Source organism: Streptomyces sp. NPDC040432 (genome assembly GCF_055595445.1).
Genome location: NZ_JBVIVP010000004.1, coordinates 440,392 through 464,550, shown reverse-complemented (window position 1 = coordinate 464,550; position 24,159 = coordinate 440,392). Strand labels below are relative to the sequence as shown.

The following is a 24,159-nucleotide window of genomic DNA, read 5'->3' as shown; positions in this document are numbered from 1 at the left end:
TCAGGACTCCTGGGTGAGGGAGGCGCGTACGTCGACAAGGACGTTGCCCCCTTCGATCTTTACGGGGTAAACGGGTACGGGGCGCGTCGCGGGCAGACCGGACGGCTTTCCGGTGCGCAGGTCGAAGGCCGACCCGTGCAACCAGCACTCGATCATGCAGTCCTCGACCTCGCCCTCCGAGAGCGAGACGTTCGCGTGCGAGCAGATGTCGTTGATCGCGAACACCTCGCCCTCGGTGGAGACGATGGACACCGGCGTGCCGTCGACTTCCACCCGCTTGGGGGTGTCCGCCTCCAGCTCGCTCAGCGCACAGGCCTTGACGTAATTCATCAGACGGAACCCTGGAGCTCGGCCTCGATCTTGGCGAGGAGGCGCTCCTCGATGTCGTCGACACCGATCTGCTGGACGAGCTCGGCGAAGAAGCCGCGCACGACCAGGCGACGGGCCTCGTCGGCCGGGATGCCCCGGGCCTGGAGGTAGAACAGCTGCTCGTCGTCGAAGCGGCCGGTCGCGGAGGCGTGGCCGGCGCCGACGATCTCGCCGGTCTCGATCTCCAGGTTCGGCACCGAGTCGACGCGCGCGCCGTCCGTGAGGACGAGGTTGCGGTTCATCTCGTAGGTGTCGGTGCCCTCGGCGGTCTTCTCGATGAGGACGTCACCGATCCAGACCGCGTGCGCGTCCTGGCCCTGGAGCGCGCCCTTGTAGACGACGTTCGACTTGCAGTGCGGGGCCTTGTGGTCGACCAGGAGGCGGTGCTCCTGGTGCTGACCGGCGTCCGTGAAGTACAGGCCGAACAGCTCGGCCTCGCCGCCGGGGCCCGCGTAGGTGACGCGGGGGTGCAGGCGTACGAGGTCGCCGCCGAAGGTGACCACGATCGACTTGAAGGTGGCGTCGCGGCCGACCAGCGCGTTGTGCTGGGAGACGTGGACGGCGGTGTCGTCCCAGTCCTGGACCGACACGACGGTGAGCTTCGCGCCGTCGCCGACGAGGAAGTCGACGTTGGCGGCGCGCACGCCGTCACCGGTGTGGTCGATGACGATGACGGCCTCGGCGAAGGCCTGGACGTCGAAGACGGTGTGGCCGAAGGTCGTACCGCCCTCGCCGTGCAGGGAGACGCGCACGGGCTCGGTCAGCACGGCCTCCTTGGGCACGGTGACGACCGTGGCCTTGGCGAAGGACGAGAACGCCTGGGCGGCGATCCGGTCCACGGGGGTGCCGGCCTTGCCGATGCGGGCGTCGCCGCGCTCGACGGACTCGATCGTCACGCCCTCGGGTGCGTCGATCTGGGCCTTCATGGTGCCGTTGGCGACCGCGGTGCCGTCGTGCAGACCCTTGAGGCGGGCGAGCGGGGTGAACCGCCACTCCTCCTCGCGGCCGTGCGGAACCGGGAAGTCCGCCACGTCGAAGGACGGGGGCGCACTCATCCGGGTGGCGACGGTGGACTCGGCGGCCACCGCGATCGCGCCGGCGGTGGTGGAACCCGCCGGAATGTTCTGAGCCTCAGCCATGGCTGTCTTCGTGCTCTCTTCCTACGTCAAAGAATGTCTGCGGACGGTCGGGCGGTCGGGACTAGCCGACCGACCCCTCCATCTGCAGCTCGATCAGCCGGTTCAGCTCCAGCGCGTACTCCATCGGCAGCTCGCGCGCGATGGGCTCGACGAAGCCGCGCACGATCATGGCCATGGCCTCGAACTCGGTCAGACCGCGGCTCATCAGGTAGAAGAGCTGGTCGTCGGAGACCTTCGAGACCGTCGCCTCGTGGCCCATGGAGACGTCGTCCTCGCGGACGTCCACGTAGGGGTACGTGTCCGAGCGGGAGATGGTGTCGACCAGGAGCGCGTCGCAGAGCACGTTCGACTTGGAGCCGTGGGCGCCCTCACCGATCTCCACGAGGCCACGGTAGGAGGTACGGCCGCCGCCTCGCGCCACCGACTTGGAGACGATGTTGGAGGAGGTGTGCGGCGCCATGTGGACCATCTTGGAGCCGGCGTCCTGGTGCTGGCCCTCGCCCGCGAAGGCGATGGACAGGGTCTCGCCCTTGGCGTGCTCGCCCATCAGGTAGACGGCCGGGTACTTCATGGTGACCTTGGAACCGATGTTGCCGTCGATCCACTCCATGGTCGCGCCCTCGTACGCCACGGCGCGCTTGGTGACCAGGTTGTAGACGTTGTTCGACCAGTTCTGGATCGTCGTGTAGCGGCAGCGGCCGCCCTTCTTCACGATGATCTCGACCACGGCGCTGTGCAGCGAGTCCGAGGAGTAGATCGGGGCGGTGCAGCCCTCGACGTAGTGGACGTAGGCGTCCTCGTCGACGATGATCAGCGTCCGCTCGAACTGGCCCATGTTCTCCGTGTTGATACGGAAGTAGGCCTGGAGCGGAATGTCGACCTTCACGCCCTTGGGGACGTAGATGAAGGAGCCGCCGGACCACACCGCGGTGTTCAGCGACGCGAACTTGTTGTCGCCGACCGGGATGACCGTGCCGAAGTACTCCTGGAAGAGCTCCGGGTGCTCCTTGAGCGCGGTGTCCGTGTCGAGGAAGATGACGCCCTGCTCCTCCAGGTCCTCGCGGATCTGGTGGTAGACGACCTCGGACTCGTACTGGGCCGCGACACCGGCGACGAGGCGCTGCTTCTCCGCCTCGGGGATGCCGAGCTTGTCGTACGTGTTCTTGATGTCCTCGGGCAGGTCCTCCCACGAAGCGGCCTGCTTCTCGGTGGAACGCACGAAGTACTTGATGTTGTCGAAGTCGATGCCCGAGAGGTCGGAACCCCAGTTGGGCATGGGCTTCTTGCCGAAGAGCTTGAGGCCCTTGAGGCGGAGGTTCAGCATCCACTCCGGCTCGGACTTCTTCGCCGAAATGTCTCGGACGACGTCCTCGGACAGGCCCCGCTTGGCAGCGGCGCCCGCCGCGTCGGAGTCGGCCCAGCCGTATTCGTAGGTGCCGAGGCCATCGAGCTCAGGGTGAGCAGTCTCCGTGGTCATGCGGGGTTCCTCCCGGCCGTACTTGCAGATACTGATGTGTCGGTCTGTGTGGCGCTTCGCGGAATGAACGTGGTGCACACCCCGTCGCCGTGGGCGATCGTGGCGAGGCGCTGCACATGCGTCCCGAGCAGGCGGGAGAAGACCTCGGTCTCCGCCTCGCAGAGCTGCGGGAACTGTCCGGCGACGTGTGCGACCGGGCAGTGGTGCTGACAGAGCTGTTCACCGCTGTGCGGACCGGGAGCGCTCTTCGCCGTAGCAGCGTACCCGTCCGCGGTCAACGCCTTGGCAAGGGCCTCGGCGCGGTCCGCGGGGGCGGCGGCCTCGACGGCTTCCCGGTAGGGCTCCGCCTGCGCCTCCATCCGCGCCCTGGCGAAGGCGGCGACGGCCGCCTCCCCCTGCTCCCCGCCGCCGGCGGCCCGCGCGATCCAGCGCAGGGCGTCCGCGGCGAGCGTGTCGTAGGACTGGTCGAAGGCGTCGCGGCCGCAGTCGGTGAGCGCGAAGACCTTGGCGGGCCGACCCCGGGTGCGCGCGCCGTACACACGCTGCTCACGGGGTTCGACCACGTCGTCGGCGACGAGCGTGTCGAGGTGGCGGCGCACGGCGGCCTGAGTGAGGCCCAGACGCTGCGCGAGGTCGGCGACGGTGGACGGACCGTGGTCCAGGATGGACCGCGCGACCCGGTTGCGGGTTGACCGCTCCCCGGTCACGAGTTCCCCCTGGGGGGTCTCGATCATCCGTTCGCCGTATTTCACAACGCCATTGTTGCGTAATTAACCGAGCGACGACAAGCCGTGATGGACGCCACTCCTGGTGGCCTCCATCACTAAGGGTTACCTAATTAATCTACGGAGAGTTAATCGGACTCCATGATTCCGCGCTCTCGGTGAGCACCGCCGGTGAACCAATAGACGGCTCCCACCAGCAACCCCCCGCCCACGATGTTCCCGGGAACGGTGAACATCAAGTTCCGGAAAAGATCACCGAAACCGACTGAGCTATCCAGGATCGCCAAGCTGAAAAGAGCCATGTTCGCGACGCAGTGTTCGAATCCGACGGCCACGAAAACGGCCACGGGCAGCCACAGCACGAAGATTTTCGCCGCGTCCCCACGGGCCCGGGTGAACATCCAGATCGCCAGGCAGACGAGCATGTTGCACAGCACCGCACGCCAGAACAGCTGACCGCCGCCCAGCTCCGTCTTCGCCAGGACCATCTCGGTCAGCATCGCCCGCGCGGACGGCGAGGAGGTCACCCCCGAGGCGTGCACCATCGCCCCGAACACGAACGCGCCGACCAGGTTCCCCGACAGCGACAGCCCCCAGGACGCGAACAGGTCCCGGGGCCCGGTCCGCCCGGACAGCGCGCCGACCAGCATGACCATCACGTTGCTGGTGAAGAGCTGCGCGCCCGCGAACATGACGATGGTCAGCGCCACCGGGAAGACCGCGCCCTCCAGCAGCTTCACCGCCGCCGAGCCCTTGGCCACGAACGGCGAGATCGCCACGAGCAGCAGCACCTCGCCGATGCCGATGTACGCGCCCGCAAGCATCGCCGAAACGAAGTAGCGCGGCGGATGTCCCAGGTCGTGGGCCTTGTGCGCGGCCTGCCCGGAGGTGGCTTCGACGTTCTGAGCGATGCTGTTCACCACTCAACGCTAGGGCGGCGGCCCGTGCCCGAACGCCCGAAAAGGTCACCGACCGGCGGGCCCCTGACCCCGCCACCCCCAGGACCAAGGACCCCTCCCCGCGCTCCGTAGACTCGTCCCCCATGAGCAACGACCCCGCCGTGGAGATCCGCGGACTGGTGAAGCGGTACGGCCCCAAAACAGCGGTGGACGGCCTGGACCTCACCGTCCCCGGCGCATCGGTCACCGCGGTCCTCGGGCCCAACGGCGCGGGCAAGACGACGACGGTGGAGACCTGCGAGGGCTATGTCCGGCCCGACGCGGGCACCGTCCGCGTCCTCGGCCTCGACCCCGTCACCCGGGCCGAGGCCCTGCGTCCGCGGATCGGCGTCATGCTGCAGTCCGGCGGGGTCTACTCCGGCGCCCGCGCCGTCGAGATGCTCCGTCACATGTCCAAGCTGTACGCGCACCCCCTCGACGTGGACGTCCTGGTGGAACGCCTCGGCCTCGGCGGCTGCGGCCGAACCCCCTACCGGCGCCTCTCCGGCGGCCAGCAGCAGCGCCTCGCCCTCGCCATGGCCGTCGTGGGCCGCCCCGAGCTGGTCTTCCTCGACGAGCCCACCGCCGGCCTCGACCCCCAGGCCCGCCGCGCGACCTGGGACCTCGTACGGGAACTGCGGGCCGACGGCGTCACCGTCGTCCTCACCACCCACCACATGGACGAGGCCGAGCAGCTGGCCGACGAGGTCGCCATCGTCGACGCCGGCCGGGTCATCGCCCACGGCAGTCCCGAACAGCTGTGCCGCGGCGGCGCCGAGAACACCCTGCGCTTCACCGGCCGTCCCTCCCTCGACCTCGCCTCGCTGCTCAAGGCCCTGCCCGACGGCACACAGGCCGCCGAGCTGACGGCCGGCTCCTACCGGGTCACCGGCGACGTGGACCCCCAGCTGCTGGCCACCGTCGCCTCCTGGTGCGCCCAGCACGGGGTGATGCCGAGCAGCCTCTCGGTGGAGCGGCACACCCTCGAAGACGTCTTCCTCGAACTCACGGGCAAGGAGCTGCGCGCATGAGCGCCGGTACGTTCACCCCCCGACCGGGGGCCGCGCCCGTGTCCCGGATGATCCTTGCGCAGACCGCGCTGGAGACCCGGATGCTGCTGCGCAACGGCGAACAGCTGCTGCTCACCGTGATCATCCCGGCGCTGCTGCTGACCCTCTTCTCCTCCGTGGACATCATCGAGACGGGCGCCGAGAAGTCCGTCGACTTCCTGGCTCCCGGCATCCTCGCGCTCGCCGTGATGTCCACCGCCTTCACCGGCCAGGCCATCGCCACCGGCTTCGACCGCCGCTACGGGATCCTCAAGCGGCTCGGCGCCTCCCCGCTCCCCCGCTGGGCCCTGATGGCCGCCAAGACCCTGTCGGTACTGGTCACCGAGGTGCTCCAGATCGCACTGCTGACCGTGATCGCCTTCGCGCTCGGTTGGTCCCCGCACGGCAACCCGCTCGCGGTGGCCGCCCTGGTGCTGCTGGGCACGGCCGCGTTCTCCGGCCTCGGACTGCTGATGGCCGGCACCCTCAAGGCCGAGGCGACCCTGGCCGCCGCGAACCTGGTGTTCCTGCTGCTGCTCGTCGGCGGCGGGGTGATCGTCCCGCTGGACAAGTTCCCCGGAGCGGTCCAGTCCGTCCTCGGGCTGCTGCCGATCTCCGCGCTCTCCGACGGGCTGCGCGAGGTGCTCCAGCAGGGGGCCGCGCTGCCCTGGACCGATGTCGCGGTCCTGGCCGGCTGGGCCGTCCTCGGCCTGGGCGCGGCGGCCCGCACCTTCCGCTGGGAGTGAATCCCTTCCCCCGGACGTTGGCCTGGCGGGAGGATGAGCGCCTCCACACATCAGCGACGCACGACCAGGATGCCGGGGGCGGGGCATGGCGCAGCGGGAAGCCGTTCTGCGGCTGGACGAACAGTGGGCGAGGATCCGGTCGGGCGCTGCCCTGGCTGACCCCGTCGAGAGCGAGCGGCTGCTCGGCGAACTCATCGGCGCGCTGCGCGAGCCCGCCCGGACGGACGCCGAGTGCGCCGCCCGGCTCGGGCTCCGCCTCGGCGACCTCGCGGCGCGGCGCTTCGCGGCCGGGGACCGGGCCGGGGCGCTGGCCGCCATCGAGGAGGGGCTGCACCACGGGCAGCAGGCCGCCGGTCACGCGCCGGAGTACGCCCGGTGGTACGCCCGGGGCCTGATCAACCAGGGCGTCTGGCTGGCCTGGCCGCTGAGCGACGCGGACCGCCTGCCGCGCCATCCCCTGGGCACGGCCTCCGAGAACGGCCCCAACGCGATGGAACGGGCCGCGGGCGAACGCGCCCGCGATCTGACCCGGAGCGCCGTCGAGGTGTGGGCCGGCCTCGACCAGCACGACCCGGTCAACCGGCGCGGGCTCGCCCAGGCCAAGGTCTTCCTCGGCGACCGGCTCGCGGAGCTGGGTTTCGCCGCGGACGCCGTCGCCTGGGCGGTGGACGCCGAGGCGGGCTTCCGGGCCCTGCTGCTCGCCGCACCCGGTACGGAGGAGGCGCAGGAGGCCGAGGAGGCCCTGGACCACATCGGGCGGCAACTGGAGCTGCGGCTGCGCTTCCTCGCCTTCGATTCCCTCGCCCGGCTGCGCGCGGACGGACTCCTGCCCGAACGGCTGCTGCCGCAGGCCGTGGTGGCCGCCCGGATCCAGGGCGTGTCCGGGGCCGAGATCGCCGCCCGGCTCGGGCTGGAGGCCGAACAGGTCTCCACGATGCTGGAGGTCACGCCCTGGCGGGCCGTGTGGCGCGTCGACGTGCGCGGCGCCGACGGCCTGTGGAACGTACAGGGACATCCCTGGCATGCCGGGGCAGATGTGCGCAATCGTACGGCCGAGGACGTAGCGGGTGAACTCGTCCGTACCTTCAGGGAGTCGCCGGACTACCCCGGCGACAGCGGCCTTTGGTGCGTGCGCGTCTGGTGGCACGCCGAGGGCGACCCGGCCGGCGCCCGGTTCCGCCTGGTCATCGGCCCGGACGCGGCGGCACCCACCCCCTCGTGAAACTTTGCACAAGGCGCGGCCTACGATGGGGGCGTGTTCAATCCCTTCGCCTACCTCGCCGCCCGCTGGACCCCCTCACCCCGGATCGTCCAGCGAGCCGCACTCGCCGCCCTCGTCATGACCGTCGTCATCGTCATCACCGGCGGGGCGGTGCGGCTGACCGGATCCGGTCTCGGCTGCGACACCTGGCCCAAGTGCACCGACGACAGCCTGATCACCACTCAGGCCCAGGGCATCCACGGCGCCATCGAGTTCGGCAACCGGATGCTGACCTACGTGGTCAGCGCCGCCGTCGGCTGGTGCATCCTGGCCGCCCGGTGCGCCAAGCCGTGGCGCCGGTCGCTGACCAAGCTCGGCTGGGCGCAGTTCTGGGTCGTGTGCGGCAACGCCGTGCTCGGCGGCATCACCGTCCACACCAAGCTCAACCCGTGGAGCGTGGCCGGGCACTTCCTGCTCGCCACCGCGCTGATCACGGTGACGACGCTCACCTGGCAGCGTGCCCGCGAGGGTGACGGCGCTCCCAAGCCGCGGGTTCCCGCTCCGGTGCGCAAGCTGTCCTGGGCGCTGGTCGCCACCACGTTCGTGCTGATCGCGGCGGGCACCGTGGTCACCGGCTCCGGTCCCCACGCCGGCGACAGCAGCGAAGTGCCGCGCATGCCGTTCGACTGGGCGACCACCGCCCACGTCCACGCCATCGCCGCCTGGCTGGTCTGCGCGCTCGCCGTCGCGATGTGGCTGGTGCTGCGCGTCGTGGACGCCCCCACGGACACCCGGGCCCGGGCCCGCGACCTGCTGGTCGTCCTGCTCGCCCAGGGCGCCATCGGCTACGTGCAGTTCTTCACGGAGCTGCCCGAGGTGCTCGTCGCCGCGCACATGTTCGGCTCCTGCCTCGTGTGGATCGCGGTGCTGCGCGTGGCGCTCTCCCTGCGCGAGCGCCCCGCCGTCCACGCGGAGGTCCCCGCCCAGGGCGAGCAGCGGCTCTCGACCGTCTGACGGTTCCCGGCGCGGCGGGCGGGACGGTCAGCCCCGCTCGTCCAACCGGTAGACCCGCCGGGCGTTGCCGGCCGCGAGCATCCCCGCGACCCGGTCCGCGTCCCGCCGGGACCAGGAGCCGTCGGCGGCCCAGCCGCCCAGGACCCGGTCCAGCGCCTCGCGGAACACCAGGGCGCCGACCGCGTGGAGTTCGGGCAGCGCTCGACCCCCGCTGGAGAACAGCAGCTTCCCGAACGGCGCGAGTTCCAGCAGCTCCGCCAGGACGGCGGCCGCCCGGGCTCCCGTGCGCGCCGGGTCCGGGCCGAGGTCGGCGTACACGTGCGGGTGGGCCGCCGCGAGCCGGGCCGCCTGCCGGTGGTGCGGGTAGGTACCGAGCAGCACCAGCCGCGTACCGATGCCGGCCGTGGCCCGTACGAACCCGGTCAGCGGCTCCGGACCGGCCCCGCCGGTGTGCAGTTGGACCGGCAGCCCCGACGCCACCGCGCTCCACAGCAGGTGCCGCAGCAGGACGGGGTCCCGGACCGCACCGCCCCTGCCCCGGGCGTCGAGCCACCGCCCGGCCGCCCCGCGCACCTCGCCGGGCCCCGGCGGATCGCCCTCCCCGGCGGCGGCGACCGCCGCGGCCCCGCAGCCGAACGCGACGGCGCCCGCGGCGGCGTGGTGGACGGCCCCCGAAAGGTTGGCCATGAAGGCGGCCACGGTGCCCGAGGTGTCGGCGGCCTGCTCGGCCAGTAACTCCAGCCGGACCACCTCGTAGGTCTGCGCGTCCCCCGCGAGGGCCAGCTCCTTGGGGCCCGTGAGGTCACCCGGCGCGCCCGTGTCCACGAGGTACGCACCGACGCCGGCGCCGCGCAGAAGTCTGCGCCCCGCCTCGACGACGCCCAGCTCCCGGCGCCGCGCCAGGTATCGGGCGGGCGGGCAGTGCGGTTCGAGCCCCAGCAGCGGCGGACACCAGCGGCGGACCGCGAAGCCCGTCTGGGTGTCGAAGAGGGTGGTGCCCGCGGCGGGCGGGCCGGCCGACGGGACCAGTTGGGCCTCGAAGGTGCCGAGGCCCAACTCCGTGCGGAGCACTCCGTGGCAGTACTGGTCCACCAAGGGCGGCGTTTCGATCATCCGGGCATCCCGTTGCGGACGTGAGGAAGCGGCTTCCACACGTCCTAACGGGTGAGCGAGGCATGAGGTGTTGCCCGGGACGCATTTTCGCGGCGCGCCGCCGAGCCGGTCAGGCCTTCGGGTTGGCGGGACCGCCGAGCTGGATGCCGGCCATGCGGGACCATTCGTACGGGCCCGTCCGCACGCGGGCGGCCAGCTCCCCGTCGAACTCGTCCAGGAAGGTCAGGCCGGACTTCTCCGCCGCCAGCCGGGCCACCTCGTACGTCGGGGCGACGAGGTCGCCCCAGCCGCCGTCGGTGCCCACGAGGACGATCCGGGTGCCGGCCTGGCCGATGTGCGCGAGCTGGCCCTCGGCGCCGCCGTGCTCCTTGGCGAACGCGCCGATCTGTCGGGCCAGCTTCGCCGCCGTACGGTCCTGCTTCTTGTCTGCGGTGTCTGCGGTGTCCGCGGTCTCTGCCATGCACCGCATGCTACCGGCGGGTAATGAGCGGAGGAAGTATCAGCGGAGGAAGGGATCCACGGCCACCGCGACGAACAGGAGCGAGACGTAGGTGATCGACCAGTGGAACAGCCGCATCTCCTTGAGCTTCGCGCCCGTCAGACCGGACTTGGCCCGGGCGTGCAGCGCGTGCGCCTCCCACAGCCACCAGCCGCCGGCCAGCAGCGCGACCGTCGTGTAGAACCAGCCCGTGTAGCCCAGCGGGGTCAGCAGGAGCGACACGCCCACCATGACCCAGCTGTAGAGGACGATCTGGCGGGCGACGACCCGGTTGCCGGCCACGACCGGCAGCATCGGCACGCCGACCCGCGCGTAGTCGTCCTTCACCTTCATGGACAGCGGCCAGTAGTGCGGCGGCGTCCAGAAGAAGATGACCAGGAAGAGGATGATCGCGGCCCAGGAGACCTCGTTCTTCACCGCCGACCAGCCGATGAGCACCGGCATGCAGCCGGCGATCCCGCCCCAGACGATGTTCTGCGAGGTCCGCCGCTTCAGCAGCATCGTGTAGACCACGACGTAGAAGAGGAGGGCGCCGAGCGCGAGGGCGGCCGACAACCAGTTGATCAGGAGCCCGAAGAACAGGGTGGAGATCACCCCGAGGGAGATGCCGAAGACCAGGCACTCCTGTGGGCTCACCATGCCGGTCACCAGCGGCCGCTGCGACGTGCGGTCCATCAGCGCGTCGATGTCACGGTCGATGTACATGTTCAGCGCGTTCGCGCCTCCCGCGGACAGGTAACCGCCGAAGCAGGTCGCGAGGACCAGCCACAGCGACGGCACACCCTGTTCCGCGAGGAACATGACGGGAACCGTCGTGATGAGCAGCAACTCGATGATCCGCGGCTTCGTCAGCGCCACGAATGCCATGACCCGGGCCCCGAACGGCCGGTGACCGGAGCTCGTCCCGAGCACCCCCGCTGGACGGGATTCGACGGCCGTCACGCACACCCCTGAGAGAGAATCCAGCAAGCTCCGACTCGGCCCCTTCTTGAGATGAAGGTCCGGTAAAGGCTTGCGCGTACCACGCCACTCTAGACGTTGCTCTTGCGTCGCCCCGCGCGGGGGTCTCCTCGTGTTGAGCCGATCGGACCGGGCCGGGAGGGATCGCAGGTGAACGGCGGGCGCCGCCCGGGCGACGCACTACCGGCACTCGAATAGCCGCACGCCCTGGCGGGGGTAGGCTCGGAATCGCGCCGGTGGCACCGTTCGTCACCGGGAAAACAACATGTGGAGAGGAGCCCTGACCAACGGTGAGCACCAAGCCGACCACCACAGAGCTCGCGTGGACCGAACTCGACCAGCGGGCCGTCGACACCGCCCGCATCCTGGCCGCCGACGCGGTCCAGAAGGTCGGGAACGGCCACCCCGGTACCGCGATGAGCCTGGCTCCCGCCGCGTACACCCTGTTCCAGAAGGTCATGCGGCACGATCCTGCGGACCCCCAGTGGGTCGGCCGTGACCGCTTCGTGCTCTCCGCGGGGCACTCGTCCCTGACCCTCTACACCCAGCTCTACCTCGGTGGCTTCGGCCTGGAGCTGGACGACCTCAAGGCGTTCCGCACCTGGGGTTCCAAGACGCCCGGTCACCCGGAGTACGGCCACACGGCCGCCGTCGAGACCACCACCGGTCCGCTGGGCCAGGGCATCGCGAACGCGGTGGGCATGGCCATGGCCGCCCGCTACGAGCGCGGCCTGTTCGACCCGGAGGCCCCGGCGGGCACCTCTCCGTTCGACCACATGGTCTACGCGATCGCGGGCGACGGCTGCCTCCAGGAGGGCATCTCGCACGAGGCGTCCGCCCTGGCCGGCCACCAGAAGCTCGGCAACCTGGTCCTGCTGTGGGACGACAACCACATCTCCATCGAGGGCGACACCGAGACGGCCGTCTCCGAGGACACCCTCAAGAGGTACGAGGCGTACGGCTGGCACGTCCAGCGCGTCGCCGCGCAGGAGAACGGCGACCTCGACCCGAAGGCCCTGTACGCCGCCTTCGAGGCCGCCAAGGCCGAGACGGGCCGCCCCTCCTTCATCGCGGCCCGCTCGATCATCGCCTGGCCGGCCCCGCACGCTCAGGGCACCGAGGCCTCCCACGGCTCGGCGCTCGGCGACGACGAGGTCGCCGCGACCAAGCGCGTGCTCGGCTTCGACCCGGAGCAGACCTTCGAAGTCTCCGACGAGGTCATCGCGCACACCCGCGCCCTCGGTGACCGTGGCCGCGAGGCCCGCGCCGCCTGGGAGAAGGACTTCTCCGCCTGGCGCACCGCCAACCCGGAGCGCGCCGCGTCCTTCGACCGCATCGAGGCCAACGAGCTGCCCGCGGGCTGGGAGGACGAGCTCCCCGTCTTCGAGCCGGGCAAGGGCGTCGCCACCCGCGCCGCCTCCGGCAAGGTCCTCCAGGCGCTCGGCGCGGTCATCCCGGAGCTGTGGGGCGGCTCGGCCGACCTGGCCGGCTCCAACAACACCACCATCGACAAGAACTCCTCGTTCCTGCCGGTGGGCAACCCGCTGCCGGAGGCCGACCCGTTCGGCCGCACCATCCACTTCGGCATCCGCGAGCACGCCATGGCCGCGGCCATGAACGGCATCGCCCTGCACGGCCACACCCGCATCTACGGCGGCACCTTCCTGGTGTTCTCCGACTACATGCGCAACGCCGTCCGCCTGTCCGCGCTGATGCACCTGCCGGTGACGTACGTGTGGACGCACGACTCCATCGGCCTGGGCGAGGACGGTCCGACCCACCAGCCGGTCGAGCACGTCGCCGCGCTGCGCGCCATCCCGGGCCTGAACGTGGTCCGCCCGGCCGACGCGAACGAGACCGCCATCGCCTGGCGCGAGATCCTCAAGCGTCACACCAAGGTGTTCGGCAAGGGCGCCCCGCACGGCCTCGCACTCACCCGACAGGGTGTACCGACGTACCCGGCGAACGAGGACGCGGCCAAGGGCGGCTACGTCCTGTTCGAGGCCGAGGGCGGCCCCGCGCGGGTCGTGCTGATCGGCACCGGCTCCGAGGTCCAGCTCGCCGTCGCCGCGCGCGAGGCGCTGCAGGCCGAGGGCGTCCCGACCCGCGTGGTCTCGATGCCGTCCGTCGAGTGGTTCGAGGAGCAGGACCAGGACTACAAGGACGGCGTCCTGCCCCCGTCCGTCAAGGCGCGAGTCGCAGTCGAGGCCGGCATCGGCCTGACCTGGCACCGTTACGTCGGCGACGCGGGCCGGATCGTGTCGCTGGAGCACTTCGGTGCGTCGGCCGACGGTGCCGTGCTGTACCGCGAGTTCGGTCTCACCGCCGAGGCCGTGACCGCAGCCGCCAAGGACTCCCTCAACGCCGCTGACGCGCGCTGAAACCGGTACGAGAACCAGTAGGAGATGCAATTCCCATGACAGACGCACTCAAGCGCCTCTCCGACGAGGGCGTGGCGATCTGGCTGGACGACCTGTCCCGCAAGCGCATCACGTCCGGCAACCTCGCCGAGCTGATCGACCAGCAGCACGTGGTCGGTGTCACCACCAACCCGTCGATCTTCCAGAAGGCCATCAGCAGCGGTGACGGCTACGAGCAGCAGCTCGCGGACCTGGCCGCCCGCAAGGTCACCGTCGACGAGGCCATCCGCATGATCACGACGGCGGACGTCCGTGACGCCGCCGACATCCTGCGGCCGGTCTACGACCGGACCGAGGGCCAGGACGGCCGCGTGTCGATCGAGGTCGACCCGCGCCTGGCGCACAACACCACGGCGACCATCGCCGAGGCCAAGCAGCTGGCCTGGCTCGTGGACCGTCCGAACACCCTGATCAAGATCCCGGCGACCGAGGCCGGCCTGCCGGCGATCACCGAGGTCATCGGCAAGGGCATCAGCGTCAACGTCACGCTGATCTTCTCGCTGGAGCGCTACCGCGCCGTGATGGACGCGTACCTGGCGGGCCTGGAGAAGGCCAAGGCCGCGGGCCTGGACCTCTCCAAGATCCACTCGGTCGCCTCGTTCTTCGTGTCCCGCGTGGACAGCGAGATCGACAAGCGTCTGGACGGCGTCGGCACCGACGAGGCCAAGGCCCTGAAGGGCAAGGCGGCCCTCGCCAACGCCCGTCTGGCCTACGAGGCCTTCGAGGAGGTGTTCGGCGGCGAGCGCTGGGCGGCCCTGGACAAGGCGCAGGCCAACAAGCAGCGTCCGCTGTGGGCCTCGACCGGCGTCAAGGACCCGGCCTACAAGGACACCCTGTACGTGGTGGACCTCGTCGCGCCCGGCACCGTGAACACCATGCCCGAGGGCACCCTGGAGGCCACCGCCGACCACGGCGAGGTCTCCGGTGACACCATCCGCGGCACCTACGAGCAGTCCCGCGCCGAGCTCGACGCGGTCGCGAAGCTCGGCATCTCGTACGACGATGTGGTGCAGCTGCTTGAGGACGAAGGCGTCGAGAAGTTCGAGGCGTCGTGGAACGACCTGCTGAAGTCGACCGAGGCGGAGCTCAAGCGCCTCGCCCCCACGGAGGACTGAGTCTTTTGTCGGTAAACGGAGCGAACCCGCTTCGTGACGCACAGGACCGGCGGCTCCCGCGCATCGCGGGGCCGTCCGGCCTGGTCATTTTCGGCGTTACGGGTGACCTGTCGCGCAAGAAGCTCATGCCGGCCGTCTACGACCTCGCGAACCGCGGCCTGCTGCCGCCGGGCTTCTCGCTGATCGGGTTCGCCCGCCGCGAGTGGCAGGACGAGGACTTCGCCCAGGAGGTGCACGACGCGGTCAAGGAGCACTCGCGCACCCCCTTCCGCGAGGAGGTCTGGCAGCAGCTCGTGCAGGGCTGCCGGTTCGTCCAGGGCGACTTCGACGACGACGCGGCCTTCGAGACCCTCAAGGCGACCATCGAGGAACTGGACAAGGCCCAGGGGACGGGCGGCAACTTCGCCTTCTACCTCTCGGTGCCCCCGAAGTTCTTCCCGAAGGTGGTCCAGCAGCTCAAGGACCACGGTCTGGCGCAGAAGGAGGGATCCTGGCGGCGTGCCGTCATCGAGAAGCCCTTCGGCCACGACCTGAAGAGCGCGGAAGAGCTCAACAAGGTCGTCCACGAGGTCTTCCCCCGTGACGAGGTCTTCCGGATCGACCACTACCTCGGCAAGGAGACCGTCCAGAACATCCTGGCGCTCCGCTTCGCCAACACGATGTTCGAGCCGATCTGGAACCGGTCGTACGTCGACCACGTGCAGATCACGATGGCCGAGGACATCGGCATCGGCGGCCGGGCCGGTTACTACGACGGCATCGGCGCGGCCCGCGACGTCATCCAGAACCACCTGCTGCAGCTGCTGGCGCTCACCGCGATGGAGGAGCCCGGCTCCTTCCACCCGAAGGCGCTGGTGGCGGAGAAGCTCAAGGTGCTGACCGCCGTGGAGCTGCCGGAGGACCTGGGCAAGCACACCGTGCGCGGCCAGTACTCGGGAGCCTGGCAGGGCGGCGAGAAGGTCGTCGGGTACCTCGAAGAGGACGGCATCGACCCCAAGTCGAAGACCGACACCTACGCGGCCATCCGCCTGGAGATCAACAACCGCCGCTGGGCGGGCGTCCCGTTCTACCTGCGGACGGGCAAGCGCCTGGGCCGTCGGGTGACCGAGATCGCCGTCGTCTTCAAGCGGGCCCCCTACCTGCCGTTCGAGTCGGGCGCGACCGAGGAGCTGGGGCAGAACGCCCTGGTCATCCGGGTCCAGCCGGACGAGGGCGTGACCGTCCGCTTCGGCTCCAAGGTGCCCGGCACCTCGATGGAGGTCCGGGACGTCACGATGGACTTCGCCTACGGCGAGTCCTTCACCGAGTCCAGCCCCGAGGCGTACGAGCGGCTGATCCTCGATGTCCTGCTGGGTGACGCGAACCTCTTCCCGCGCCACCAGGAGGTCGAGCTTTCCTGGAACATCCTCGACCCGATCGAGGAGTACTGGGACAAGCACGGCAAGCCCGCCCAGTACCCGGCGGGTACCTGGGGGCCGGTCGAGGCGGACGAGATGCTCGCACGAGACGGACGGAGCTGGCGCCGGCCATGAAGATCGACCTCACGGAGACCACCTCCAGCAGGATCAACGCCGCGTTGGTGCAGGCACGCCGGGACATCGGCACGCCGGCCATCGGCATGGTCCTCACGCTGGTGATCGTGACCGACGAGGAGAACGCGTACGACGCTCTCAAGTCGGCGAACGACGCTTCCCACGAACACCCCTCGCGGATCATCGTCGTCGTCAAGCGGGTCAGCCGCTCGCCGCGCAGCCGCCGCGAAGCCCGTCTCGACGCGGAGATCCGCGTCGGTGCGGACTCCGGCACCGGCGAAACGGTTGTGCTCCGCCTGCACGGTGAACTGGTCGACCACGCCCAGTCGGTGGTTCTCCCGCTCCTGCTGCCCGACGCCCCCGTGGTGGTCTGGTGGCCGGAGGGCGCTCCGGCGGACCTGGCGGGCGATCCGCTGGGAGCGCTGGGGCAGCGCCGGATCACGGACACGTACTCGTGCGAGGACCCCATCGTGGCCCTCGGCGGCCGGGCGGCCGCGTACGCCCCCGGCGACACGGACCTGTCCTGGACCCGGATCACGCCGTGGCGCTCGATGCTGGCCGCCGCACTGGACCAGCACCCCGACGTGGCGGTCGTCTCGGCGACCGTCGAGGGCGAGGACGACAACCCGAGCTGCGAGCTGCTGGCCATGTGGATGGCGGACCGCCTCGGAGTACCCGTCAACCGCACCCTGTCGGGCGGCCCGGGACTGACCGCCGTACGCATGGAGACCAAGGACGGCGTGATCGTCCTGGACCGTGCGGACGGCGCCCTGGCCACGCTGTGCATGCCGGGGCAGCCCGACCGCGCGGTGGCGCTCAAGCGCCGCGACACGGCCGAGCTGCTGGCGGAGGAACTGCGCCGGCTCGACCCGGACAACACCTATGAGGCCTCGCTGAAGTTCGGCGTGGCCCGGCTGGAGGCCTCCGCCGCGGCGGCGACCACCGCCAAGGCCCCGGAGAAGCCGGCCGGCACGAAGGCGTCCGGCCGGGCGGAAGCCCCGGCCGACGCCCCGGCCCCGAAGCCGGCCGCCAAGCCGGCCAAGAAGGCCGGCGCCAAGTAGCCGCTGTACGGGGCCCTTTCCCTCCGGGGGAAGGGCCCCGCGCAGTACCACCCCGCACCACCCGCACCCCGGAACTACCAGTAAGGCGGCAGCACATGGGTATGACGACTCCCCAGGTCGTCGTCCACCGGGACAAGGAGCTGATGGCCCAGGCCGCGGCGGCCCGGCTCATCACGAAGATCGTGGACGCGCAGGCGGCCCGGGGCAGCGCCTCGGTGGTCCTGACCGGCGGGCGCAACGGCAACGGCCTGCTCGCGGCCCTCGCGGCGGCCCCCGCCCGGGACGCGATCGACTGGGCCCGCGTGGACCTGTGGTGGGGCGACGAGCGCTACCTCCCCGCGGACGACCCCGAGCGCAACCACACCCAGGCCCGCGAGGCCCTCCTGGACTCCGTCCCGGTGGACCCGGCCCGGGTGTACGCGATGCCCGCCTCCGACGGCCCGTACGGCGCCGACGTGGACGCGGCGGCGGCGGCCTACGCCGCCCTGCTGGCGAAGGCCGCGGGTCCCGAGGACCACGGCCCGGTCCCCCGCTTCGACGTGCTGATGCTCGGTGTCGGCCCCGACACCCACGTGGCGTCCCTGTTCCCCGAGCACCCCGCGACCCGCGAGACGGAGCGTACGGTCGTCGGCGTCCACGGCGCCCCGAAGCCGCCGCCCACCCGGATCTCCCTCACCTTCCCGGCGATCCGGGCCGCCCGGGAGGTCTGGCTGCTGGCGGCCGGCGAGGACAAGGCCGGGGCGGTCACCATCGCCCTCGGCGGGGCGGGCGGCGTCCAGGCCCCGGCGGCGGCGGCCGTGGGCCGCAGCCGCACCCTGTGGCTGCTGGACCGCGCGGCCGCGGCCGGGCTGCCGGCCGGCATGTATCCGCCGGCGTCCGCCTGACCGCTCCCCCGTACGTACGACGGGCCCGTCCCCGCGACCCTTCGGTCGTGGGGACGGGCCCGTCGTACGTGGATCAGGCGCGGCCGCGCAGCTCCCGGTAGGTCGTCACCAGGGTCCGGGTCGACGCGTCCATGGACTCGGTGCCCGTGCCCTCCGTCAGCGCCGGCTCCACTCGCTTGGCGAGCACCTTGCCGAGTTCGACGCCCCACTGGTCGAAGGAGTCGATGTTCCACACCGCGCCCTGGACGAACACCTTGTGCTCGTAGAGCGCGATCAACTGGCCCAGGACCGACGGGGTCAGCTCGGTGGCGAGGATCGTCGTCGTCGGGTGGTTGCCCCGGAACGTCTTGTGCGGGACGAGCTCCTCGGCGACGCCCTCCGCCCGGACCTCCTCGGCCGTCTTCCCGAAGGCCAGGGCCTGGGTCTGCGCGAAGAAGTTCGCCATCAGCAGGTCGTGCTGGGCGACCAGCCCGGGCTGCAGGTCGTCCACCGGCCGGGCGAAGCCGATGAAGTCCGCGGGGATCAGCTTCGTCCCCTGGTGGATCAGCTGGTAGTAGGCGTGCTGCCCGTTGGTGCCGGGCGTGCCCCACACCACCGGGCCGGTCTGCCAGTCCACCCGGTTGCCGTCCCGGTCGACGGACTTGCCGTTGGACTCCATGTCCAGCTGCTGCAAGTAGGCCGTGAACCGCGACAGGTAATGGCTGTAGGGCAGCACGGCGTGCGACTGCGCGTCGAGGAAGCCGCCGTACCAGATGCCCAACAGGCCCATCAGGAAGGGGGCGTTGCGCTCCGGCGGTGCCGTGCGGAAGTGCTCGTCCATGGCGTGGAAGCCACCCAGCATCTCCTCGAAGGCGTCCGGGCCGACGGCGATCATCAGCGACAGGCCGATGGCGGAGTCGAAGGAGTAGCGTCCGCCGACCCAGTCCCAGAACCCGAACATGTTGGCCGTGTCGATGCCGAACTCCGAGACCTTCTCCTCGTTGGTCGACAGCGCCACGAAGTGCCGGGCCACGGCGCCCTCGCCGGACCCGAGCCCGGTCAGCAGCCAGTTCCGCGCCGAGGTGGCGTTGGTGATGGTCTCGATGGTCGTGAAGGTCTTCGAGGCGATGATGAACAGCGTCTCGGCCGGATCCAGGTCCCGTACGGCCTCGTGCAGGTCGGCGCCGTCCACGTTGGACACGAAGCGCACGGTCAGCGAGCGGTCGGTGAAGGCGCGCAGCGCCTCGTACGCCATCGCCGGACCGAGGTCGGAACCGCCGATGCCGATGTTGACGACGTTCTTGATCGGCTTGCCGGTGTGGCCCTTCCACTCCCCCGACCGGATGCGGTCGGAGAAGGCCCGCATCCTGCCGAGGACTTCGTGCACGCCGGGTACGACGTTCTCGCCGTCCACCTCGACCACGGCGTCCGCCGGCGCGCGCAGCGCGGTGTGCAGGACCGCACGGTCCTCGGTCGTGTTGATCTTCTCGCCGCGGAACATGGCGTCCCGCAGTTCGCTCACGCCGGTCGCGGACGCCAGTTCGCGCAGCAGCGCGAGCGTCTCGTCCGTCACGAGGTGCTTCGAATAGTCGATGTACAGGTCCCCGACCCGCAGGGTGTAGTTGGTGCCCCGGTCCGGGTCGGTCTCGAACAGCTCCCGCAGATGCGTCTGCCCCAGCTCGTCGCGGTGCTTGCCGAGTGCGTTCCACTCGGGCGTCCGGTTGAGCCTCGTACGGCTGTCTGCGTTCATCTCGGACATCAACCCACTTCTTCCTGTCCTGTTGTGCCCCGCCGCCTCCAAACCTAAGGGATCCGAAGGGGGACAACGCGCACAAAGGGGCCCGGCCCGCGGGATTCGTACTCCCACGGACCGGGCCCCCGGTCACTCTTGAGTGCTGCTCAGGTTCGCGCCGAGTGTCAGATCTCGCCGCGGAGCTTCGCGAGCGCCTCGGCGAGGATGGCCTCGCCGTCGGCGTCGGTGCGCCGTTCCCTCACGTACGCGAGGTGCGTCTTGTAGGGCTCGGTGCGCGGCGGGGCGGGCGGGTTGTCCCGGTCCTGTCCGGCCGGGAATCCGCAGCGCGGGCAGTCCCAGGTGTCGGGGACCTGTGCGTCGCTGGCGAAGCTGGGCTGCGTCTCGTGCCCGTTCGAGCACCAGAAGGAGATGCGCAGACGGGGCGCGGACTCACCGCGCTCGGCCTCGCCCATCGGCCCGGCTCCGACCCGACTTCCACGAATCGCGTTGCCACTTGCCACGGTCGTAACTCCCTGCGTGATGGTGCCGCCAAGCGTGAGGGTATACCCGCTGTGGGCGCCCCGGATCAGCTGAAGCCCAACCCGCCCACAACAACCGGAACGCCGGACCTCAGGATAGGGCCGCCACGGTGACCCGCACCGCCGCAATGACCAAAACCGGTCAGCTGCTCGTCTTCATGAAGAGGCCGAGCGCGACGATGCACGCGAACCACAGGAGGCCGACCACGACGGTGATGCGGTCCAGGTTGCGCTCCGCCACGGAGGAACCACCGACCGACGACTGCATGCCGCCGCCGAACATGTCGGAGAGGCCGCCGCCCTTGCCCTTGTGCATCAGCACGAGCAGCATCAGCAGGGCGCTGAAGACGACCAGGGCGATCGAGAACCCCATAATCACGGCTGATTCCTACTTTCTGGGCATTCTGGCTTTCGGTTTCACCGGACCTGCGACGGGTGCGGGGGCCGGCGGCTGCCGGTGCAGCCCCTGGCCCCCGCAAGGGTACGACGGATCCGCCCTACCGCATACTCACTGGTCGCGGAAGCGAGCGATCTTGACGAACTCGTCCACGTCCAGTGCCGCGCCGCCGATCAGGGCGCCGTCGACATCGGGCTGGGCCATGATCGCGGCGATGTTGCCGGACTTCACGGAGCCGCCGTACTGGATGCGGACCTTGTCGGCCAGCTCCTGCGAGTACAGCTCCGCGAGGCGGCCGCGGATCGCCCCGCACACCTCCTGCGCGTCCTCGGGGGTGGCGACCTCGCCGGTCCCGATCGCCCAGACGGGCTCGTAGGCGATCACGATGGACTCGGCCTGCTCGGCCGGCAGGTCCTTGAGACCGCCGTCGACCTGCTTCAGCGTGTACGGGACCTGCTCGCCGGCCTTGCGGACGTCGAGGCCCTCGCCGACGCACAGGATCGGCGTGATCCCGTGCTTGTAGGCGGCCTTGACCTTGGCGTTGCAGATCTCGTCGCTCTCGCCGTGGTACTGGCGGCGCTCGCTGTGGCCGACGGCCACGAAGGAGCACTTCAGCTTCGCCAGCATCGGGCCGGAGATCTCACCGGTGTAGGCGCCGGAGTCGTGCTGCGAGATGTCCTGCGCGCCGTACTTGATCTTCAGCTTGTCGCCGTCGACCAGGGTCTGGACCGAGCGCAGGTCGACGAAGGGCGGCAGGACCGCGATCTCGACGGCGTCGTAGTCCTTGTCGGCCAGGGCGAAGGCGAGCTTCTGGACGTGGGCGATGGCCTCAAGGTGGTTGAGGTTCATCTTCCAGTTGCCCGCCATCAGCGGGGTGCGGCCGTTTTCAACTGCGGTCATGTGGATTCAGCCCTCCAGGGCAGCGAGGCCGGGGAGCGTCTTGCCTTCGAGGTATTCGAGGCTGGCGCCGCCACCGGTGGAAATGTGACCGAAGGCGTTCTCGTCGAAGCCCAGGATGCGGACCGCCGCGGCGCTGTCGCCACCGCCGACGACGGTGAAGGCGTCGCTGTCGACGAGGGCCTGCGCGATGGCGGTGGTGCCGCCCGCGTAGTCGGGGTGCTCGAACACGCCGACCGGACCGTTCCAGAAGACGGTCCTGGCGTCGGCGATCTTCGAGGCGTAGAGCTCGCGCGTCTTCGGGCCGATGTCCAGGCCCTCCTGGTCGGCGGGGATCGCGTCGGCCGCGACCGTGCTGAAGTCCGCCGGGGCCTTGGTCTTCAGGTCCGGGAAGTCGGCCGAGACCAGGACGTCGACCGGGAGGACCAGCTCGACGCCGGTCTGCTCGGCACGCTTCATGTACTCCGTGACGACCGGGATCTGGTCCTCCTGGAGCAGGGAGATGCCGACCTCGTGGCCCTGGGCCTTGAGGAAGGTGTAGGCCATGCCGCCGCCGATGAGGATGCGGTCGGCCTTGCCGAGGAGTTCGTCGATGACGGCGAGCTTGTCGGAGACCTTGGCGCCGCCGAGGACCACGACGTACGGGCGCTCCACGTCGGCGGTCAGCTTCTTCAGGACGCCGACCTCGGTGGCGATGAGGTAGCCGGCCGCGTGCGGCAGGCGCGCGGGCAGGTCGAAGACCGAGGCGTGCTTGCGGTGGACGGCGCCGAAGCCGTCACCGACGTAGACGTCGGCGAGTTCGGCGAGCTGGTCCGCGAAGGCGCCGCGCTCGGCGTCGTCCTTGGAGGTCTCACCGGCGTTGAAGCGCAGGTTCTCGATGACGGCGACCTGGCCGTCGGTGAGCGCCGCGACGGTCTCCTTGGCGGACGCCCCGACGGTGTCGGTGGCGAACGCGACCTCCGTACCGAGCAGCTCGCCCAGGCGGGCGGCGGCCGGGGCGAGGGAGAACTCCGGCTCCACGCCGGTGCCCTTCGGGCGGCCCAGGTGCGAGGCGACGACCACGCGGGCGCCGGCCTCGGCGAGCTTCGCGACGGTCGGCCGGACGGCGCGGATGCGGCCGTCGTCGGTGATCGTGGTGGTGCCCTTGGCGAACGGGACGTTGAGGTCCGCGCGGACGAAGACCCGCTTGCCCTTGACGCCCTCGGCGAGCAGTTCGTCGATCGTCTTCATGTGTTTCTACTCCTTTGATGCCTTCACCCGAAGGGCGAGGAAGGGAGAACGAGGCAAGCAACAGGGCCCGTGCGGCGCTCCATCGCGCCACCCGGACCCTGTGCTCACATCGTGGTGCCTTGCCCTGCGTACTTAGAGCTGACCGCCGACGAAGACGGTGAGGTCGACGAGACGGTTGGAGTAGCCCCACTCGTTGTCGTACCAGCCGACGACCTTAACCTGCGTTCCGTCCTGCACCATCGTCAGGGAGGAGTCGAAGGTGCAGGAGGCCGGCCAGTTGACGATGTCCGAGGACACGATGGCGTCCTCGGTGTAGTCGAGGATCCCCTTCAGCTGGCCCTCCGAGGCCTTCTGGAAGGCGGCGTTGATCTCTTCCACGGTGGTTTCGCGGGAGAGCTCCAGTACGAGGTCGGTGACCGAGCCCGTGGGGACCGGGACGCGCATCGCGATGCCGTCCAGCTTGCCCTTGAGCTGCGGGAGGACCAGCGCGGTGGCCTTGGCGGCACCGGTGGACGTCGGGATGATGTTCTCGGCGGCGGCGCGGGCGCGGCGCAGGTCCGAGTGCGGGAAGTCCAGGATGCGCTGGTCGTTCGTGTACGCGTGGACCGTCGTCATCATGCCCTTGACGATGCCGAAGTTCTCGTCGAGGACCTTGGCCATCGGCGCCACGCAGTTGGTGGTGCAGGAGGCGTTGGAGATGACGTGGTGGGAAGCCGCGTCGTACTTGTCGTGGTTGACGCCCATCACGATCGTGATGTCCTCGTCCTTGGCCGGAGCCGAGATGAGGACCTTCTTCGCGCCGGCCGCGATGTGCTTGGCGGCGTCGGCCTTCTTCGTGAAGATGCCGGTCGACTCGATGACGATGTCGGCGCCCAGCTCGCCCCAGGGGAGGTTCGCGGGGTCACGCTCGGCGAACGTCTTGAAGGTCTTGCCGTCGACCGTGATGGTGTCGTCGGTGTGGGAGACCTCGGCCTTGAGGCGGCCCAGGATGGTGTCGTACTTGAGCAGGTGCACCAGGGTCGCGTTGTCAGTCAGGTCGTTGACACCGACGATCTCGATGTCCGCTCCCTGCTCCAGGAGCGCCCGGAAGTAGTTGCGGCCAATTCGGCCAAAACCGTTGATGCCTACGCGGATCGTCACGAA

Annotated in this window: 22 protein-coding genes and 1 pseudogene; 9 read left to right on the top strand and 14 right to left on the bottom strand. The window is 70.2% G+C overall.

The window, feature by feature from the left end:
* The 5 genes from ACZ58N_RS12360 to ACZ58N_RS12340 form a co-directional block, all read right to left on the bottom strand.
* Nucleotides 1–330, bottom strand: coding sequence for a bifunctional 3-phenylpropionate/cinnamic acid dioxygenase ferredoxin subunit (locus ACZ58N_RS12360; RefSeq protein WP_281206616.1), 330 nt, complete (start codon nucleotides 328–330; stop codon nucleotides 1–3).
* Nucleotides 330–1,508, bottom strand: coding sequence for a Fe-S cluster assembly protein SufD (sufD, locus tag ACZ58N_RS12355; protein WP_471158097.1), 1,179 nt, complete (start codon nucleotides 1,506–1,508; stop codon nucleotides 330–332). The genes ACZ58N_RS12360 and sufD overlap by 1 nt, the downstream gene beginning before the upstream one ends.
* Nucleotides 1,509–1,569: 61 nt before the next feature.
* Nucleotides 1,570–2,985, bottom strand: a complete 1,416-nt coding sequence (gene sufB / locus ACZ58N_RS12350; protein ID WP_471158095.1) for a Fe-S cluster assembly protein SufB — start codon at nucleotides 2,983–2,985, stop codon at nucleotides 1,570–1,572.
* Nucleotides 2,982–3,719, bottom strand: a complete 738-nt coding sequence (locus ACZ58N_RS12345; RefSeq protein ID WP_471158093.1) for a helix-turn-helix transcriptional regulator — start codon at nucleotides 3,717–3,719, stop codon at nucleotides 2,982–2,984. Before ACZ58N_RS12345 ends, sufB begins: the two co-directional genes overlap by 4 nt.
* 119 nt (nucleotides 3,720–3,838) lie before the next feature.
* Complete coding sequence (locus tag ACZ58N_RS12340; protein ID WP_471158091.1) at nucleotides 3,839–4,633, bottom strand: formate/nitrite transporter family protein; 795 nt, start codon at nucleotides 4,631–4,633, stop codon at nucleotides 3,839–3,841.
* 119 nt (nucleotides 4,634–4,752) lie between these two features.
* On the opposite strand from ACZ58N_RS12340, the gene ACZ58N_RS12335 reads away from it, so the two are divergent.
* The 4 genes and pseudogenes from ACZ58N_RS12335 to ACZ58N_RS12320 all read left to right on the top strand — a co-directional run bounded on the left by ACZ58N_RS12335 (nucleotide 4,753) and on the right by ACZ58N_RS12320 (nucleotide 8,658).
* The gene (locus tag ACZ58N_RS12335; protein ID WP_471158089.1) at nucleotides 4,753–5,679 is read left to right on the top strand and encodes an ABC transporter ATP-binding protein; all 927 of its coding nucleotides are present in this window, start codon (nucleotides 4,753–4,755) and stop codon (nucleotides 5,677–5,679) included.
* Nucleotides 5,676–6,443 (top strand): ABC transporter permease, encoded by a 768-nt coding sequence (locus ACZ58N_RS12330; protein WP_471158087.1) that lies wholly within the window; start codon nucleotides 5,676–5,678, stop codon nucleotides 6,441–6,443. The genes ACZ58N_RS12335 and ACZ58N_RS12330 overlap by 4 nt, the downstream gene beginning before the upstream one ends.
* 85 nt (nucleotides 6,444–6,528) lie before the next feature.
* Nucleotides 6,529–7,665: a hypothetical protein gene (locus ACZ58N_RS12325; RefSeq protein ID WP_471158085.1), complete on the top strand. Its 1,137-nt coding sequence runs from the start codon at nucleotides 6,529–6,531 to the stop codon at nucleotides 7,663–7,665.
* A gap of 25 nt (nucleotides 7,666–7,690) precedes the next feature.
* Nucleotides 7,691–8,658 (top strand): annotated as a pseudogene (locus ACZ58N_RS12320) (COX15/CtaA family protein).
* Nucleotides 8,659–8,685: 27 nt separating this feature from the next.
* Here the strand turns inward: ACZ58N_RS12320 and ACZ58N_RS12315 are convergent.
* From ACZ58N_RS12315 to ACZ58N_RS12305, 3 genes are all read right to left on the bottom strand, one after another.
* Nucleotides 8,686–9,771, bottom strand: coding sequence for an amidohydrolase family protein (locus ACZ58N_RS12315; RefSeq protein WP_471158083.1), 1,086 nt, complete (start codon nucleotides 9,769–9,771; stop codon nucleotides 8,686–8,688).
* 109 nt (nucleotides 9,772–9,880) lie between these two features.
* The gene (locus ACZ58N_RS12310; RefSeq protein WP_471158081.1) at nucleotides 9,881–10,231 is read right to left on the bottom strand and encodes a hypothetical protein; all 351 of its coding nucleotides are present in this window, start codon (nucleotides 10,229–10,231) and stop codon (nucleotides 9,881–9,883) included.
* Between the two features lie 39 nt (nucleotides 10,232–10,270).
* Nucleotides 10,271–11,212 (bottom strand): heme o synthase, encoded by a 942-nt coding sequence (locus tag ACZ58N_RS12305; protein ID WP_471158079.1) that lies wholly within the window; start codon nucleotides 11,210–11,212, stop codon nucleotides 10,271–10,273.
* 308 nt (nucleotides 11,213–11,520) lie between these two features.
* Between ACZ58N_RS12305 and tkt the strand changes: the two genes are divergently transcribed.
* The 5 genes from tkt (at nucleotide 11,521) to pgl (ending at nucleotide 18,242) form a co-directional block, all read left to right on the top strand.
* A complete protein-coding gene (tkt, locus tag ACZ58N_RS12300; RefSeq protein WP_471158077.1) occupies nucleotides 11,521–13,611 on the top strand; it encodes a transketolase in 2,091 nt (696 codons plus the stop codon).
* A gap of 35 nt (nucleotides 13,612–13,646) precedes the next feature.
* Entirely contained in the window at nucleotides 13,647–14,765 is a 1,119-nt protein-coding gene (gene tal, locus ACZ58N_RS12295; RefSeq protein WP_471158075.1) for a transaldolase, read from the top strand.
* 5 nt (nucleotides 14,766–14,770) lie between these two features.
* Nucleotides 14,771–16,297, top strand: coding sequence for a glucose-6-phosphate dehydrogenase (zwf, locus tag ACZ58N_RS12290; RefSeq protein WP_281209421.1), 1,527 nt, complete (start codon nucleotides 14,771–14,773; stop codon nucleotides 16,295–16,297).
* Nucleotides 16,294–17,358 (top strand): glucose-6-phosphate dehydrogenase assembly protein OpcA, encoded by a 1,065-nt coding sequence (opcA, locus tag ACZ58N_RS12285; protein ID WP_471158073.1) that lies wholly within the window; start codon nucleotides 16,294–16,296, stop codon nucleotides 17,356–17,358. Before zwf ends, opcA begins: the two co-directional genes overlap by 4 nt.
* A gap of 101 nt (nucleotides 17,359–17,459) precedes the next feature.
* Nucleotides 17,460–18,242 (top strand): 6-phosphogluconolactonase, encoded by a 783-nt coding sequence (pgl, locus tag ACZ58N_RS12280; protein WP_389703106.1) that lies wholly within the window; start codon nucleotides 17,460–17,462, stop codon nucleotides 18,240–18,242.
* Nucleotides 18,243–18,315: 73 nt separating this feature from the next.
* On the opposite strand, the gene pgi is transcribed toward pgl, so the two are convergent.
* The 6 genes from pgi to gap all read right to left on the bottom strand — a co-directional run bounded on the left by pgi (nucleotide 18,316) and on the right by gap (nucleotide 24,156).
* Nucleotides 18,316–19,971: a glucose-6-phosphate isomerase gene (gene pgi / locus ACZ58N_RS12275; protein ID WP_471158330.1), complete on the bottom strand. Its 1,656-nt coding sequence runs from the start codon at nucleotides 19,969–19,971 to the stop codon at nucleotides 18,316–18,318.
* A 167-nt stretch (nucleotides 19,972–20,138) separates the two neighbouring features.
* Entirely contained in the window at nucleotides 20,139–20,474 is a 336-nt protein-coding gene (locus ACZ58N_RS12270) for an RNA polymerase-binding protein RbpA (RefSeq protein ID WP_007263454.1), read from the bottom strand.
* Between the two features lie 160 nt (nucleotides 20,475–20,634).
* Complete coding sequence (secG, locus tag ACZ58N_RS12265; protein WP_281209427.1) at nucleotides 20,635–20,865, bottom strand: preprotein translocase subunit SecG; 231 nt, start codon at nucleotides 20,863–20,865, stop codon at nucleotides 20,635–20,637.
* Nucleotides 20,866–21,000: 135 nt separating this feature from the next.
* Nucleotides 21,001–21,789 carry a triose-phosphate isomerase gene (tpiA, locus tag ACZ58N_RS12260; RefSeq protein WP_471158071.1) on the bottom strand — a complete coding sequence of 263 codons (789 nt, stop codon included), beginning with the start codon at nucleotides 21,787–21,789 and terminating at the stop codon, nucleotides 21,001–21,003.
* Between the two features lie 6 nt (nucleotides 21,790–21,795).
* Nucleotides 21,796–23,016 (bottom strand): phosphoglycerate kinase, encoded by a 1,221-nt coding sequence (locus ACZ58N_RS12255; RefSeq protein ID WP_471158069.1) that lies wholly within the window; start codon nucleotides 23,014–23,016, stop codon nucleotides 21,796–21,798.
* 132 nt (nucleotides 23,017–23,148) lie between these two features.
* Nucleotides 23,149–24,156, bottom strand: coding sequence for a type I glyceraldehyde-3-phosphate dehydrogenase (gene gap / locus ACZ58N_RS12250; RefSeq protein WP_281209416.1), 1,008 nt, complete (start codon nucleotides 24,154–24,156; stop codon nucleotides 23,149–23,151).
* Nucleotides 24,157–24,159 lie beyond the last annotated feature (3 nt).